The organism is Butyricimonas synergistica DSM 23225, assembly GCF_000379665.1.
Lineage (GTDB): Bacteria > Bacteroidota > Bacteroidia > Bacteroidales > Marinifilaceae > Butyricimonas > Butyricimonas synergistica.
On sequence record NZ_KB903359.1, the window covers coordinates 667,727 to 682,096 of the forward strand.

15 protein-coding genes are annotated in these 14,370 nt (G+C 44.7%); all 15 read right to left on the bottom strand.

The window, feature by feature from the left end; translation table 11 throughout:
* Positions 1-22 precede the first annotated feature (22 nt).
* From A3CY_RS0102925 to A3CY_RS0102995, 15 genes are read right to left on the bottom strand one after another with little or no spacing between them, the layout of a single operon-like run.
* Positions 23-1,063, bottom strand: coding sequence for a nucleotidyltransferase family protein (locus A3CY_RS0102925; protein ID WP_026207235.1), 1,041 nt, complete (start codon positions 1,061-1,063; stop codon positions 23-25).
* A gap of 59 nt (positions 1,064-1,122) precedes the next feature.
* On the bottom strand, positions 1,123-2,226 hold the full coding sequence (locus A3CY_RS0102930) for an N-acetyl sugar amidotransferase (protein WP_026207236.1): 1,104 nt from the start codon (positions 2,224-2,226) through the stop codon (positions 1,123-1,125).
* A 28-nt stretch (positions 2,227-2,254) separates the two neighbouring features.
* Entirely contained in the window at positions 2,255-2,980 is a 726-nt protein-coding gene (locus A3CY_RS0102935; RefSeq protein ID WP_018336405.1) for an acylneuraminate cytidylyltransferase family protein, read from the bottom strand.
* Positions 2,981-2,992: 12 nt separating this feature from the next.
* Complete coding sequence (locus A3CY_RS0102940) at positions 2,993-3,940, bottom strand: Gfo/Idh/MocA family oxidoreductase (RefSeq protein ID WP_026207237.1); 948 nt, start codon at positions 3,938-3,940, stop codon at positions 2,993-2,995.
* Between the two features lie 51 nt (positions 3,941-3,991).
* Positions 3,992-4,969 carry a Gfo/Idh/MocA family protein gene (locus tag A3CY_RS0102945; RefSeq protein WP_026207238.1) on the bottom strand — a complete coding sequence of 326 codons (978 nt, stop codon included), beginning with the start codon at positions 4,967-4,969 and terminating at the stop codon, positions 3,992-3,994.
* Positions 4,966-6,123 carry a UDP-N-acetylglucosamine 2-epimerase gene (gene neuC, locus A3CY_RS0102950; protein WP_018336408.1) on the bottom strand — a complete coding sequence of 386 codons (1,158 nt, stop codon included), beginning with the start codon at positions 6,121-6,123 and terminating at the stop codon, positions 4,966-4,968. The genes A3CY_RS0102945 and neuC overlap by 4 nt, the downstream gene beginning before the upstream one ends.
* On the bottom strand, positions 6,120-7,127 hold the full coding sequence (gene neuB / locus A3CY_RS0102955) for an N-acetylneuraminate synthase (protein WP_018336409.1): 1,008 nt from the start codon (positions 7,125-7,127) through the stop codon (positions 6,120-6,122). The genes neuC and neuB overlap by 4 nt, the downstream gene beginning before the upstream one ends.
* Positions 7,124-7,765, bottom strand: a complete 642-nt coding sequence (locus A3CY_RS0102960) for an acetyltransferase (protein ID WP_018336410.1) — start codon at positions 7,763-7,765, stop codon at positions 7,124-7,126. Before A3CY_RS0102960 ends, neuB begins: the two co-directional genes overlap by 4 nt.
* A gap of 1 nt (position 7,766) precedes the next feature.
* Positions 7,767-8,981, bottom strand: coding sequence for a LegC family aminotransferase (locus A3CY_RS0102965; protein ID WP_026207239.1), 1,215 nt, complete (start codon positions 8,979-8,981; stop codon positions 7,767-7,769).
* A gap of 16 nt (positions 8,982-8,997) precedes the next feature.
* Positions 8,998-10,206 carry a polysaccharide biosynthesis protein gene (locus tag A3CY_RS0102970; RefSeq protein ID WP_018336412.1) on the bottom strand — a complete coding sequence of 403 codons (1,209 nt, stop codon included), beginning with the start codon at positions 10,204-10,206 and terminating at the stop codon, positions 8,998-9,000.
* A 52-nt stretch (positions 10,207-10,258) separates the two neighbouring features.
* Entirely contained in the window at positions 10,259-11,440 is a 1,182-nt protein-coding gene (locus A3CY_RS0102975) for a UDP-N-acetyl glucosamine 2-epimerase (protein ID WP_018336413.1), read from the bottom strand.
* 14 nt (positions 11,441-11,454) lie between these two features.
* Positions 11,455-12,657 carry a capsular polysaccharide biosynthesis protein CapF gene (locus A3CY_RS0102980; RefSeq protein WP_018336414.1) on the bottom strand — a complete coding sequence of 401 codons (1,203 nt, stop codon included), beginning with the start codon at positions 12,655-12,657 and terminating at the stop codon, positions 11,455-11,457.
* 49 nt (positions 12,658-12,706) lie between these two features.
* Positions 12,707-13,030, bottom strand: coding sequence for a type II toxin-antitoxin system RelE/ParE family toxin (locus A3CY_RS0102985; protein ID WP_018336415.1), 324 nt, complete (start codon positions 13,028-13,030; stop codon positions 12,707-12,709).
* Complete coding sequence (locus tag A3CY_RS0102990) at positions 13,021-13,251, bottom strand: hypothetical protein (RefSeq protein WP_018336416.1); 231 nt, start codon at positions 13,249-13,251, stop codon at positions 13,021-13,023. Before A3CY_RS0102990 ends, A3CY_RS0102985 begins: the two co-directional genes overlap by 10 nt.
* Positions 13,252-13,296: 45 nt before the next feature.
* Positions 13,297-14,370, bottom strand: coding sequence for a polysaccharide biosynthesis protein (locus A3CY_RS0102995; RefSeq protein ID WP_018336417.1), 1,074 nt, complete (start codon positions 14,368-14,370; stop codon positions 13,297-13,299).

The window sequence follows — 14,370 nt, forward strand, 5'->3', positions numbered from 1 at the left end:
AATGTAATGTTTTGATACTCTCTCATTTCAAATGTTTCACTAATATTCTTGCTTTCTCAAGGTCGGCATACTGACCGATGTCAATCCATGTGCCGTTGAGCGGATAACGGATGACACGCTCTCCTTGAGCGATGAGTTTCTCTATGAGATCGGTTGCATTAAAGACCTCGTCCTTCGGGATGAGATCGAGGGCGTCGCACTTGATGAGGTAGATGCCTCCATTGGCGTAATAGTTGTACTTAGGTTTTTCAAGCAAGCCCTTAATATTGCGACCATCCAAGTCGAGAATGCCAAATGGGATGCTGACGTTATATGGAATGGCGGCCACACTCATCATGGCATCATGCTCCTTAAAATGAAGGTAGAAGTCTTCGAAGTCGATATTGGTGAAGAGGTCTGAATTCATTAGGAGGATGGTGTCGTTGTAGAACTCCTTAACGAACAGGATGCTACCGATAGTACCCAAGAACTTGGGTTCTTCAACAGTTTCCACCTTAATACCATTACGAAGGATGGCAAAATGCTCTTGGAGCTGCTCCTTCAGGTAATTGACCGTTACGTTTATGTGCTTCACACCAAACTCTATCAGACGATCAATGTTATAATCAATGATGCACTTATCTCCCACTTTCACCAATGGCTTTGGAATCTTCTCTGTAAGTGGACGAAGGCGCTCCCCTTTACCACCTGCCATCAAGACTGCATCAATAGGGAGATGTGACTTAAAATTAACAAGGTCGTAGATTTCCCGAATATGATGGTCTTTATCAAGCACAGGAACTCTACGTAAACCTTTATCACGTAAACTTCTGAGAAACCGAACATTATCTATCCATTCACTTTCAATATATGTACAATTTTTATGTGCAGCTTCAATTACTTTATCATAAAGATTTCCTCCCTTAACTAGGTACCTGCGGATGTCTCCATCAGTTAGAGAACCTATAAGACGTGCATCTTGATCAACTACAAAAAGAGTCAACATATTGTCGGTAGACAATTTATCGAGCAAAGATAATGCCTCCAAAATAGTCTTTTCTTGCTTAATCGTATTTACCATCATAAACTTGATAATCAAAAAAAATAGCGTATCTGCTAGCAGATACACCAATTTCATGAATATTACTTCTTAAGAACCCACTTTCCGTATGTGTTCTTTTCAAAAATATCTCTGTTATAAAGTTTGTCAACTATCTCCCAGAACTCACGTTCCGAGTATCCAAGAAACTCGCAAAACTCCCGAACACATCGAGGATCAAGATTACCATCATGTTCTTCGATAAGCTTAAAACCCTCCTCTCGAGTAAGCAAACCGTAACGAATCATACGGGATGCATAATCGGTTGCAGCCTGATGACCGAACTTAGGATACTTCATCCAAGAATGAACCAAATACGCAGGAGAGTCAATCTGATCAAACTGCTCAATGTGATGCGTACGATTCCACTCATGAGTAAGATCGTGAAAACCAAATTTCTTAGCAATTTCATAGTTCTTAAAACTGTTCCATTGTGTAAAATAGGAAATATAAATTGGGTCGAGTGTTTCTATCTGCTCTTTAGTAGGGGGAACAAAAAAGTTAAGATCTTTTTTGCCTATACCTGTAGCTTCTATAATTTCCTCGTCCGGAATACCAGAACCCACACCGTTGAAAATCTGGTCACGAGCAGAATATGTTTCAATGCCATCAGCCCCCCCATATTCCCAACCTACATTCTCACCATAAACAAGAAGAGATGTGTTAAAACGGAGAGCCATCCAAAGAGGAAAAGTATAGATATAACGATCAACAAAATAAGTAGGCTTGCCATACTTCTCAAAGGTGTATTTCATTATTTTCTTCTGAGCCTGAATATTTGGATTCATGATAATGAGATCACAACCAAAGGTTTCAGAAATATTTTTGATGTTATGTTTTCCTGCTTCAGTCATAGGCATATTATCCGCAGCTGAAACTAAAAGCGGATTCATGTGCATCACCTCCTTCATGAGCCAAACTTGGAAATGGCTGTCCTTTCCACCAGATACCGCAATCATACAGTCATAATTATTAGAGCCATTCACTCCACGGTACTTATCGCAAATGGCTTCAAACTCTTTCCATCGTGCATTCCAATCCACAGTAGCACGATGCTCGTAACTACGACAAGCTGAGCAAACTCCTCTCTCGTCGAATGTAATACCAGGACGTGTGCTCGGCATACAACATTTTGTACAGTACTTCATAAATAAAAAAGAATTAAATTCCAATAAATCATTTCAATATCTTAAAATCCAATTTATTATTCCCTAACAAGAATGAGATAATCTCAAAGTCTATTGGATGATCAAGATCGAAGCAAATATGCTTCATAAGATAGATGAGGGAGCGATCAGTGATGGCTCCTTTGTATCCAAGGTCGAAGAACTTGCGACGATAGATGTAGAATGAAGCATTAAGGTCGTAAACCTTTGGAGCAGATTGACGTGTCAGTACTGTTCCTGCATCTTTTACCTTATTATAATAGCCGTTGTCTTTCTGCTCCACCTGATTGAAGTAAGGGCTTCTTCCCGGTTCACTCACAGAGAAGAGGTTGATGGCATTAGGGTCAGCATTAATCAATTCGAAAGCTTCTTCCATATCCTCCAGTGTGCGAAGAGGAGAAGTAACATCCATATCGAGGACATAATCATAATGAATATCCTTAATTTTCTCGGTATAGAGCACTATATCCTTGATAACGTCTATCTTTCCCACAGTATCTCCTCCAAGAGATACAGGACGCTTGTAGTCGGAATGAAGTCCACACTCTTCGGCTACTCGGATGATTTCATCAGAATCTGTTGAGAGGGCTATTTCTACATTTTCATATTTCTCTTGGAAACGCTTTGCAACGTCAATGGTATAGCCGATGAGTGGTTTGCCATTGAGTACCTTGATATTTTTACCTGGGATTCCTTTTGAACCACCTCGGGCACAAATTGTAATGAGTATATTCATAAATTGTACAATTTATATTATCGATTTTGTAAGTTTCAGCATCTTCACTCCATGAGATACATTGCTATCGTTAGTACAACGGTCTTCGGTAATGTCGAAGAAATGCTTGATTTCTGCCATCTGGAAAGCGTTTCGCTCACTATTGAAGTCGAGTGTAAGTCCTTCTTTGAGGTAAGTGGCTGTTCCTGCAATGATGTCACATTGAATGGTATCATCGTACGTGAAAATGTCGAGTATGCGTTGCGTTTTACGACCGAAGTAATCGAGATGCAGTTCGAAAGACATGTGGTCGTTCTTAGCCACATAGAGTGCTGTATCGTTGCTATCTATCTCCAGATTTGAGTATTTACCGACAACTCCAAAACAGGCTGTTGGCATACCAAAAATCCATGTCAAATAGTCCCACTCGTGAATGAGGTCGCTATCTACACCACCACCTAAATCTGCATGGGCGCTATAAGTTTGACGATAGTCTTGTCCTGGGCGCCAATCAGGAAGATAGCTGGAGGAGATAGCCCGAACAGAAACCACCTTCTGAATATCAATGTTCTGCTTGACATACTGCAATACTGGATTATATCGAAGTGGGCAAGCCACATACGAAGGTATCTCATCCAACTTGGCAATCACGTCTTCTGACACCTCAAAGCTGGCAAACACTGGTTTCTCTATGAAGAATGCCTTAGTGTAAGGACGAAACTTGAGAGTAGTTTCCAAGTGCATAGAAGTAGGATTGGTGATGAATACCATATCGTAATCTTTCTGTATAGGCTCGCGACACAGATACTGATTGCTGACCAAGGCTGTTACTTCTGGAGGAAGGGCTTGCGACATGGAGTTTCGGTACAAGTCAATAGTACAAGTATCGTATTGTGACTTGATCAGTTCGCACACATTTCCAAGGTGTCTCTTACCGATGGATCCCATGCCGACGAAAGCTATGTTGTAATGTTTGAACACAATTTGAAATTTAAATGTTTTGAAAAGTCGAAAAGACAAAGAGTTTATGAATTATTTTTCGATAACATCGATCCAATCGAGGACTACCTTATCCTTTTCGAAGTCCCATGCAGGATGGAAGTTTCTATCGACTATCTGCTTGAAATATGCGTTGAGTTCCTCTCTATAAGGATTTTCTGTAATAAAAGTTGCATAGCCCTCCACGTACTCGGAAGCATCTTCAAAAGTGATATTTACTTCTTGCTTATTCTCGATATCATATTCGTTCAATGAGTCTGGTGTACCATTCCAAGAAAGTTGGAGTTGTTCGCCATAGACATCAATGTGTCGATAAGGCTTACGGGCTATCACATCTACAGCAAAAACACCCTTTGTTCCATTCTTGTGTTCTAGCATGATAAGGTAGTTATCGTCATACTGGATATTGAGTTCTGTATTCTTGCTTTTCAGCGCCTTCACATCCTTGATAGGACCGAAAGCGGTCACTATCCAAGGAAGGTCGATAGCCATAATTTCGCGACAGCCGTTCGTCTTGGGGTTGCCAATGAAATAGTTGTTGTAACTTTCCCAAGGATGCCAATCTGGGAGATACTGACCTACATGATAGATGTAGTTGAGCGGACACGTTGCCTCATGCACTTTCTTGATAATGCACTGGGTTTCCTTGCGATAAAGGAAAGTAGAAGAGAGAAACAACACTTTTCCCATTGCTTTAGCAAGAGCGATATTCTCTTTATATCCATCCTGCACAAGGTTAATCTCGGTGAAAACATGAAGATTATACTCCAGACATTCCTTAATAATACTTGCGTGCGAGAGTGGTGAGGTGCTAATGATAGCAGCCTCTATATCTTGTACTTTACATGCTTCGTCAATACTGTTGTAGCATGTAATGCCAAACTTCTCTTTCACTTCAACACAACGAGACTCCTGACGGTCAATACCAAAGAGCTCCACCTCCTTGTGCTCGCTCATCAATCGGATTCTACGTTTCCCCATAGATCCGAGTCCAATAACTATAATTTTCATTGATATATATCGTAGAAATGTTTCTGAATCAAGTTCTCTAATGGATAGGTTTTGATGGTGTTCAAGATAACTTGACAGGTACCTTCCTTGTAATAGGGGTTCGAAAAGTTTGAGGGGTTCGAAAAGTTAACAACCTTTGCAAGACCGTTCTTAATCTCCTTTGCGGAATATCCACAATTAATCACACTATCTGCAGCTATACGTCCCTTCTGGCGGTCACCAATGTTGAGAGTTGGAATACCAAAACTCGGAACCTCAATGATGCCGCTTGAAGAATTGCCCAAAATAGCTGTCATGTATTTGAGGACTGAGAAGTAGCATCTCTGACCCAATGAAGGGATGAACATGCATCGATCGGTATTCTTATCCACATACTCTTGAATGCGCTTGATGATGATCTGCGAATTGGTGTCGGAATTTGAGTAGGTAAAGATGATATGATAATCTTTGTAGTTATCCAATGCCTCAAGCAGATTCAAAACCTGCACCTCAGACGACATATTGGAGAGCGTGACTGGATGGTATGTGCAAAGGAAACACTTGTTTGTCAGCTGGAATTTGAGACTTTGCTCTATCTCTTCCTTGGTCATAAAATCGTTCTTCATAACATTCTCCACACCAAGAGCACCCACATTAAACACTCGTTCCGGCTGCTCCCCCAATTGTATGACACGCTTGCGATAGGCTTCAGTAGAAGTAAAATGAAGATGACTCATCTTTGTGATGGCATGACGAATTGCATCATCAAAAGCACCTTCTGTAATCTCGCCCCCATGAAGATGTGCGATCGGGATTTTATAAACAAGAGCAGTTGAAGCTACTGCAAGCATTTCGTATCTGTCTCCCAATATCAAGAGCATATCTGGCTTAAGAACATCAAAAGCATCTGCAAATCCAGCAACTCCTCGACTTATTGATTTAGCCGTAGAATTTACATTGTCTAGTGCTTCATCATCTGCCATATAGACTTTGTAATCTATGCTCAAACCATCACGCTCAATTTCCCTATAGGTTTCGCCTTGAAGTTTGGACAGATGCTGATTGGTTGCAATAATCAGAAGCGTCAGCTCAGGATCATTCTTGATGGCAGCCATCAAATTTCTAAGGATGCCGTATTCTGCACGACTACCTGTTACTACACATATTTTTCTCATAATACAATCATCTCCTCTTCATCGAAGTCCTTAATAGCTGTTGTTCCCACAACTTCATTCCATCGCATCGGACAGATTCCGTTTCCTGGCCGCTTGACAGTAAGATTCTCTTCAGTCAATATTTCGCCTTTCTTGATAGGACAAGCAGCCACAATACTTTTGCGTGCAATCTCTATGTTCTTGCGTTCTGATTCAGTGATAGTCTTGTGACCAGAACCAAGAGCCTGCTCTATATTGCGAATGGCTGAGACCATCGCTTTCAGTTCGTCTGGCTCGAGCGATGCTTTATGATCAGGTCCTTCCATATTCTTGTCAAGCGTAAAATGCTTCTCAATGACAGTAGCACCCAAAGCAACTGCTGCAATAGGCACTTCGATGCCGTTGGTATGGTCGGAATAGCCAATCTTCACTCCAAACTTCTCTCCTATCTCAAGCATTGCCTTAAGATTAACATCTTGATATGGTGTTGGATATTCGGTATTGCAGTGGAGGACGGTAATCTGCTCCTTCTTGACTCCTTCCTCGATAAGAACTTTAAGTACTGCCTCAATATCAGAAAGTTCACACATTCCCGTAGAGAGAATCACATCCTCATGAAAAGACCCAATCTTTTTGAGATAAGGATAGTTAGTTATTTCGCCAGAAGGTATCTTCCAGAGTCTCATATTGAGAGAATGAAGGAACTCGATGCTCTCCATATCAAAAGCTGTTGACCAGAAACGGATATTGCACTTCTTACAATACTGAATCAACTCCTGATGATCTTTTACAGAAAGCTCCAGTTTCTTGAGCATTGCCAACTGACCTTCGTTCTTCTTGCCTATGTTTTGTTGCTGATATTTAGCTTGTTTTGCAACCTTCGAGACCAATTTCTCGCTCTTGAAGGACTGGAACTTGATAATATCCACTCCAGCCTCAACAGCCTTATCAACAAGTTGTTTTGCGATCTGCATAGAGCCATTGTGATTGACACCTGCTTCTGCTATGATTAATACTTCGCTCATTTAGCTTTGATTTTGAGTACAGCAGGATTGCCGGAATAGATACCTTTTTCTGAGATGGACTTGCGTACAAAAGATCCCGCTCCCACAATAATGTCATCACCTACATTTATTCCATTGGCTAATACCGACTGACTGCCAATAAAACATCTCTCTCCAACCTTGCAGTTACCATTGACCATGGTGCCTGTAGAGATGTGACATTGATTGCCTACTACAGCATCATGCTCTATATTAGTGAAAGTGTTGATGATGCAATTAGTTCCTATCTGAACTCCAGCATTTACAACTGCTTGATGCATGACAACTGTTCCTTCGCCAAGCGTGGAGTAGTTCGATACATGAGCCGTTGAAGCCACAATAGTAGCAAACTTACCACCTGCTTCCTTTACCTTATTACATAGTTTGATGCGGATAGCAGGATTCTTAATGAAGCCAACGGTTATGACAAATTCAGCTATACCAATATACTGAAGGATGTCATAATCCGTACCAATCACTTTGTAGGCTAGCACATTCTTGCCCACATTCTCTGGCATATCGAGCACACCGAGTATGTTGTAGCCCGCTGATTCAGCCACATCAATAACGGACTTGCAATGACCTCCACCACCGAGGAGAATAAGATTCTTCTGCTCCATGTTACAAATCTTCAGAACGTACACTTGAAGGTATATTCACAACACGATCTGCAAACCAAATGGTATTCTGGAGACCATCGTTCTCGCAATTCTTGAACATTGACAGGCGATTCATGAGTTCCCAAATAGGACGTGTCATCACCCCATTATCGTTGGTCTGTTGGAGGAAATCGAGTTGCGATTCCTTGTCCTTAAGCACAACGGCTGAGAGCCAATAGTTAGAAAAAGCGTTCTCGGGTTCAACGAAGAAATCGATGCCATCGACATTCTTGAAGTACTCGATGTATTCGGCTGCCACTTTACGTTTGCTGGCGATACACTTGTCAAGATTCTCCAACTGAGCACAACCAAGGGCCGCATTGATGTTCGGCATACGGTAGTTGAAACCAATATGGTCGTGACAGAACTCCCACCGATGTGGCACCTTGGCCTGCGTGGTAATATGTTTCGCATAGGCTCCAAGCTCCTCATTATTGAAGAGCATCATACCGCCACCACCTGTGGTGATAGTCTTGTTACCATTGAATGAGATGGCTCCAATCTTACCAAACGTACCCGTGTGCTTGCCCTTGTAGGTAGAACCGATCGACTCTGCTGCATCCTCTACAAGCTCTATATGCCACTCTTTGCATAGATCTGCTATTTCCTCTACATGAACAGGATGTCCAAAGGTGTGCATAGGTACACAAGCCTTGATACGACGACCGGTGTTCTTGTTATAGCAAGCGAGTTCATCCTCACAATAAGCGAAGTCTTGACTCTCTGGTAATTCTGCTATTCGAGTATTCTTGCGAATTACTGCATTCTTCTGAAGCCATTCCTTCATAGCATTAGAAGAAAGCCCCATAGTAGTACGATCTACATCAAGGAATACTGGATGTGCGCTAATGTATGATAGTGCATTACAAGTTGCTATAAATGTGAGAGCCTGTGTAAGCACTTCATCATCTTTTTTCACTCCAGCGAGCAGAAGCGACATATGAAGTGCGTTAGTGCCGCTCACGCACACCACTGCACGTTTTGCACCGGTGTACTTTGCCATATCTTCCTCGAAACGATCAACGAACTTACCTACAGATGAAACAAAGGTGGAATCTATACACTCGTTGAGGTATTCTTTTTCCTTTCCTGCAAATACAGGAACGGCAAGAGGCGTAAACTCCTTATTGCCGTATATTAATTTAATAAAATCTATTGTCTTTTTGTAATCTGCCATATCAATAGCTATTATCTTACATTTTTTGGTCCAAATTCTTCCCCTTCTCCTCATGCTCGAAGTTAGGAATGAACTTTTTGATCGATTCTACGACCTCTACCTTGGAGAAATCATCCTTCTGGAAGATACTTTCGAGCTCGGCAAAGAAATCATTCACTTCATTCATGTTTTTGCGAAAAGTCTGTTCAACTACCCCCAAAGCCATGAAGCGGTCCATGTTGACTTTCTCGCCAGGGACGTAGAACTCTTCATAGGCTTTTTCTCCCGTGGTATCAGACTTGAAGTACACAACAGGATAGAAGTCTGACTCGTAGGACATTTTAGCTGCATATTGTTTTGCTTCAGGATCGTTGTTGCATTCAACCTTGGTAAATCCTTCGGCTTTCACGAAATCATCACAAATGGCAGAGAAAGTAAGCATTTGGTCTTCTCCCAACTTCGGGAAGAAGACTTCGCCACCATTGCCAAGTACGCACGCAAGCATACATATCTGACCGCTTTCTTCCGGTGATACGAAATAACGCTTCACATCAGAAGGCGCAGCAAGAGGTTGCTTCTTTTGGAGACGATGAATCCAACCGTCAGGAAGAGAACCATTAGAAAATGCTACATTGGCAAAGCGTGCAGTAGTGACTTTGAAGTATTTGTTATACGCCATTACAAGATCTTCCATGATGCGCTTGCTAGCTCCCATGATATTTACAGGATTTGCTGCTTTATCAGTAGAAACACAGAAAAAGTGCTTTGGAGGATAGGCAGTCAGCAAATCCATCAGTTTCTTTGCCTTGATGTCATTGTTCTCAATGAGTGCTTGAACGGAATACTTGTCCTTCTCTGAACGCACATGCTTGTGAGCAGAGAAGTTTGCTACAATGTCAAAGCCCTTCTCCTCACGGAAGATACGTTCAAAAATAGGGTCAGCAAAGTTGAGGGTGTAGCAGCGGAACTCATCAGGTACAAAAAGGTCTTCAGTTGAGCGCACATCACGAACTAACTCCGCCAGTCCGTTCTCGTTGAGGTCAATGATAACAACAGACTTGGGCTCGAAACGGAGGACTGCCTTGATAAAACTGGAGCCAATAGATCCCGCGCCTCCTATCACACATATTTTCTTACCCTTAATCTCAGCAGTAAGTTTCTCTTTGTTTGCCTCAATATCTGCCTCAAACATACTGACAGGACGAAATGTAACCGAGTCAGCGATGAATTTGTCTAAGTTGAACATATATATATTGTTTATAATATGTGTAATCCATAAAACTTCGATTTCTCGACTTTTATTTCCTCCACACCATTTTATTCACGATATCCACGTAGCTTTGGATGATCTTCACCACCTTGGTGCTCACGTTCTCGTCCACGTAGTCGGGTACCGGAATACCGTGCTGACCGTCCTTGCAAAGTTTCACGGCAATGTCTACAGCCTGGAGCAGGGATTTCGTTTCTATACCGGCAATGATAAAATCACCTTTGTCAATCGCTTCAGGACGCTCGGTGCTGGTACGGATACAGATAGCAGGGAATGGATGCCCGATACTGGTGAAGAAACTACTCTCCTCGGGCAAGGTACCCGAGTCACTCACCACGGCAAAGGCATTCATCTGTAGGCAATTGTAATCGTGAAAGCCTAATGGCTCGTGCTGGATCACTCGCCTATCCAGCTTGAAACCGGAAGCCTGCAACCTGTTCCTGCTCCGGGGATGACAGGAATACAGTACCGGCATATCGTATTTCTCTGCCATCGCGTTAACGGCGTTAAAGAGACTCAAGAAATTTTTCTCCGTGTCGATATTCTCTTCTCGATGGGCGCTCAGTAGAATATACTTTCCCTTCTCCAGCCCGAGTCGCTCGTGAATATTTGATGCTTGAATCTGGACTAAATTCTGGTGCAGGACCTCTGCCATGGGAGAACCGGTGACGTAAGTACGCTCTTTAGGCAAACCACAATCGGCCAAGTAACGACGGGCGTGTTCGGAATACGCCATATTCACGTCTGAGATGATATCCACTATACGGCGGTTCGTCTCCTCCGGTAGACATTCATCCTTGCAACGGTTCCCTGCCTCCATGTGAAATATCGGGATATGCAACCGCTTCGCCCCGATCACCGAAAGGCACGAGTTGGTATCGCCCAGCACGAGCACGGCGTCAGGCTGTAACCGCACCATCAATTTATAACTGGCATTGATGATATTCCCCATCGTTGCCCCCAGGTCCTCCCCGACGGCATCCAGGTACACCTCCGGGTCTGAAAGCTTCAAATCCCGGAAGAACACCCCGTTCAAGTTGTAATCGTAATTCTGCCCCGTGTGGGCGAGGATCGTGTCGAAATACTCGCGACACTTGTTGATCACCGCCGCCAACCGGATGATCTCCGGGCGTGTTCCCACGATGATCAACAATTTCAACCGACCGTCGTTCTTGAACGTCACGGTCGAGTAATCATGCTTTATTTCCATCTGTTACAAAAGATTTATTTCACCGGTTCAAAATAAGTGTCCGGTTTCCCGGGATCGAAAGCCTCGTTCGCCCACATCACCGTCACTAGGTTCTCCGTGGCGCTAAGGTTGATAATATTATGCGTGTACCCCGGTAACATGTGTACCGCCTCAATCTTCTCGCCCGACACCTCGAACTCGATCACCTCGTCCGTACCGATCTTCCGCTCCTGGATCAACCCGTGACCGCTCACCACGATAAAGAACTCCCACTTCGTGTTATGCCAATGTTGACCTTTCGTGATCCCCGGTTTAGATATATTCACGCTCACCTGCCCGTGATTCTCCGTCCGTAAAAGCTCCGTGAAGGAACCGCGCTCGTCCGCGTTCATCTTCAACGGGAACGCCACCTTCCCCGCGGGCAAATAGCTCAAGTAAGTGCTGTACAATTTCTTCGCGAAACTCCCGGGTGCGATATCCGGCATCACCAGTGTCCGGGGCTGTTCCTTGAAGCTACCCAACCAATCGACGATCTCGCCCAGCGTCACCTTGTGCGTCGTTGGCACGGCACAATAACGCCCCTCGGGTTTCAACACCGTTTCCACTCCCTCGAACTCGCAGTGATGTTCCTCACCCCGGAGCGCGGCGATCATCTCGTCCACCAGGTCATCAATATACAACAACTCCAGTTCCGTCGAACGGTCGTTCACCTGGATGGGAAGGTCATTCGCGATATTATGGCAGAAAGTCGCCACCACGCTGTTGTAATTCGGGCGGCACCACTTGCCGAACAAGTTCGGGAAACGGTACACCAGCACCCTCGCCCCCGTTTCCGCCGCGTAACGGAAAAACAACCCCTCGCCCGCTTTTTTCGACTCCCCGTAAGGACTCCCCGCGTAACGCCCCTCCAGCGTCGCCTGTATCGAACTGGCAAGCATCACCGGGCACGTGTTCCCGTGCTTCTTCAACGTGTCCAGCAAAGTGGAGGCGAAACCGAAATTGCCCGCCATGAACTCTCCCGGGTCTGTCGGGCGATTCACACCGGCCAGGTTGAACACGAAATCGCACACCCGGCAAAACTCGTCAAGTTCCCCCGTTCTCGAGTCCACGTCGTACTCGAGAACGGCGTCAACCGCCACGTCTCCGTAACAACGGGCCTTGCCCGACTGTATGTTACGCAATTGGGACACGAGGTTCCGACCCACGAAACCGCGCGCTCCCGTCACAAGTATGTTCATAAGATTTTAATAATACAGGCTAAATCAAACTAACGAGACTCATCCCGTTCTATGGTTTCAAAAAATCACGTATAACCGTTTCTATGGTTTCAACAGAACGACGAGTATCAAAAACTGATATGATAATAATAACGTCTTCTACAATCGTGTAATGAATAATATTTGGGGTACTAACAATATACCGGACTTCCAAGATCTCCGAAGAATAACGTTTATCCAGTATCCCGATTCGAGGGAAAAATGCTAATGAATCAACATGATTATTGATTTTAGTGTATACTTTCTTGGCGACAACATCCCCGAAACTCGTCTGTATATAATCCAAGACCAAGGCCAACGTCTCTTTCGCTAAACGAGACCAAACTATTTCCACCCCATTCGATCCTTGATCCATGAATCCAACCGCGAATGAGACGTGCAACGTCCATGATGGAAATCCTCGAGCGACGAATCTATCAACGAACGCATTGTATTTTCCGGGATAGCATTCAAGTAATCATCCACGCTACAAGCAACAATTCCGTATGTTGCAACCGGTTCGTGAAGAGACTGGGGCTGTTCCTCTGCCTTTTGATATGTTTTTCCCTTTTTCATGCTTCAAATTTTCACAAAGATACGAAAAATTCTTGAGGAACCTATTTATTCTGACTTGATCTCCGTCGTTTTCACCTTCTCCTCCAGTCCCAGGTCCTCCCGGATAAAACGCAACTTCAACAACAGGTTCATCATCCCTTCCACGTCCAGGCGAGCCGTGTTGTGCGAGTGGTAATCCTCTATTCTCGCCATGTCCTCGTTCCCCTCCGTGAAAAACTTGTCGTAATTCAAATCCCGGTTATCGCAAGGAACACGGTAATAATCCCCCATGTCTATCGCCTTCGCCATCTCCTCCCGGGTCACCAGCGTCTCGTACAACTTCTCCCCGTGGCGGGTGCCGATCACCTTCACCTCCGTGTCCGTCTTGTACAACCGCTTCAACGCCGCTGCCAGCACCTCCAGCGTCGCCGCCGGGGCTTTCTGCACGAACAAGTCCCCGTTATGGCCGTGCTCGAAAGCGTACATCACCAGGTCTACCGCATCATCCAGCGTCATCATGAAACGGGTCATGTTCGGGTCCGTCACCGTGATCGGCTTTCCCGACGTGATCTGGTCCACCCACAGCGGGATCACGCTTCCCCGGCTCGCCATCACGTTCCCGTAACGGGTGCAGCAAATCGTCGTCGCGGCACCCTCTCCCAGCGCACGTCCCTTGGCGATCGCCACCTTCTCCATCATCGCCTTCGAGATCCCCATGGCGTTAATCGGGTAAGCCGCCTTGTCCGTCGACAGCACCACCACGTTCTTCACCCCGTGGGCGATCGCCGATTCCAGCACGTTATCCGTCCCGATCACGTTCGTCTGCACCGCCTGCAACGGGAAAAACTCGCAACTCGGCACCTGCTTCAACGCCGCCGCCGCGAACACGTAATCCACCCCCGTCATCGCACCATCCACGGACTGCCGGTCCCGCACGTTGCCGATATAAAACTTCACCTTATGAGCCACATTCTCCCTGTTGGCTTGAAGAAAATGACGCATGTCATCCTGCTTTTTCTCGTCTCGGCTGAATACCCGGATCTCTTTTATATCGGAATTCAAAAATCGCCGCAACACAGCGTTACCGAAAGAACCCGTTCCCCCGGTAATCAAAAGAACCTTATCTTTAAAAATGGACAT

Excerpts from the sequence above, each read along its gene's own strand:
- A3CY_RS0102935 (WP_018336405.1), bottom strand. The coding sequence starts at position 2,980 with ATGAATATACTCATTACAATTTGTGCCCGAGGTGGTTCAAAAGGAATC.
- A3CY_RS0102995 (WP_018336417.1), bottom strand. The coding sequence starts at position 14,370 with ATGTCCATTTTTAAAGATAAGGTTCTTTTGATTACCGGGGGAACGGGT.
- A3CY_RS0102980 (WP_018336414.1), bottom strand. The coding sequence starts at position 12,657 with ATGAACATACTTGTGACGGGAGCGCGCGGTTTCGTGGGTCGGAACCTC.
- A3CY_RS0102975 (WP_018336413.1), bottom strand. The coding sequence starts at position 11,440 with ATGGAAATAAAGCATGATTACTCGACCGTGACGTTCAAGAACGACGGT.
- A3CY_RS0102925 (WP_026207235.1), bottom strand. The coding sequence starts at position 1,063 with ATGATGGTAAATACGATTAAGCAAGAAAAGACTATTTTGGAGGCATTA.
- A3CY_RS0102930 (WP_026207236.1), bottom strand. The coding sequence starts at position 2,226 with ATGAAGTACTGTACAAAATGTTGTATGCCGAGCACACGTCCTGGTATT.
- A3CY_RS0102970 (WP_018336412.1), bottom strand. The coding sequence starts at position 10,206 with ATGTTCAACTTAGACAAATTCATCGCTGACTCGGTTACATTTCGTCCT.
- A3CY_RS0102960 (WP_018336410.1), bottom strand. The coding sequence starts at position 7,765 with ATGGAGCAGAAGAATCTTATTCTCCTCGGTGGTGGAGGTCATTGCAAG.
- A3CY_RS0102945 (WP_026207238.1), bottom strand. The coding sequence starts at position 4,969 with ATGAAAATTATAGTTATTGGACTCGGATCTATGGGGAAACGTAGAATC.
- neuC (WP_018336408.1), bottom strand. The coding sequence starts at position 6,123 with ATGAGAAAAATATGTGTAGTAACAGGTAGTCGTGCAGAATACGGCATC.
- A3CY_RS0102990 (WP_018336416.1), bottom strand. The coding sequence starts at position 13,251 with ATGAAAAAGGGAAAAACATATCAAAAGGCAGAGGAACAGCCCCAGTCT.
- A3CY_RS0102965 (WP_026207239.1), bottom strand. The coding sequence starts at position 8,981 with ATGGCAGATTACAAAAAGACAATAGATTTTATTAAATTAATATACGGC.
- neuB (WP_018336409.1), bottom strand. The coding sequence starts at position 7,127 with ATGAGCGAAGTATTAATCATAGCAGAAGCAGGTGTCAATCACAATGGC.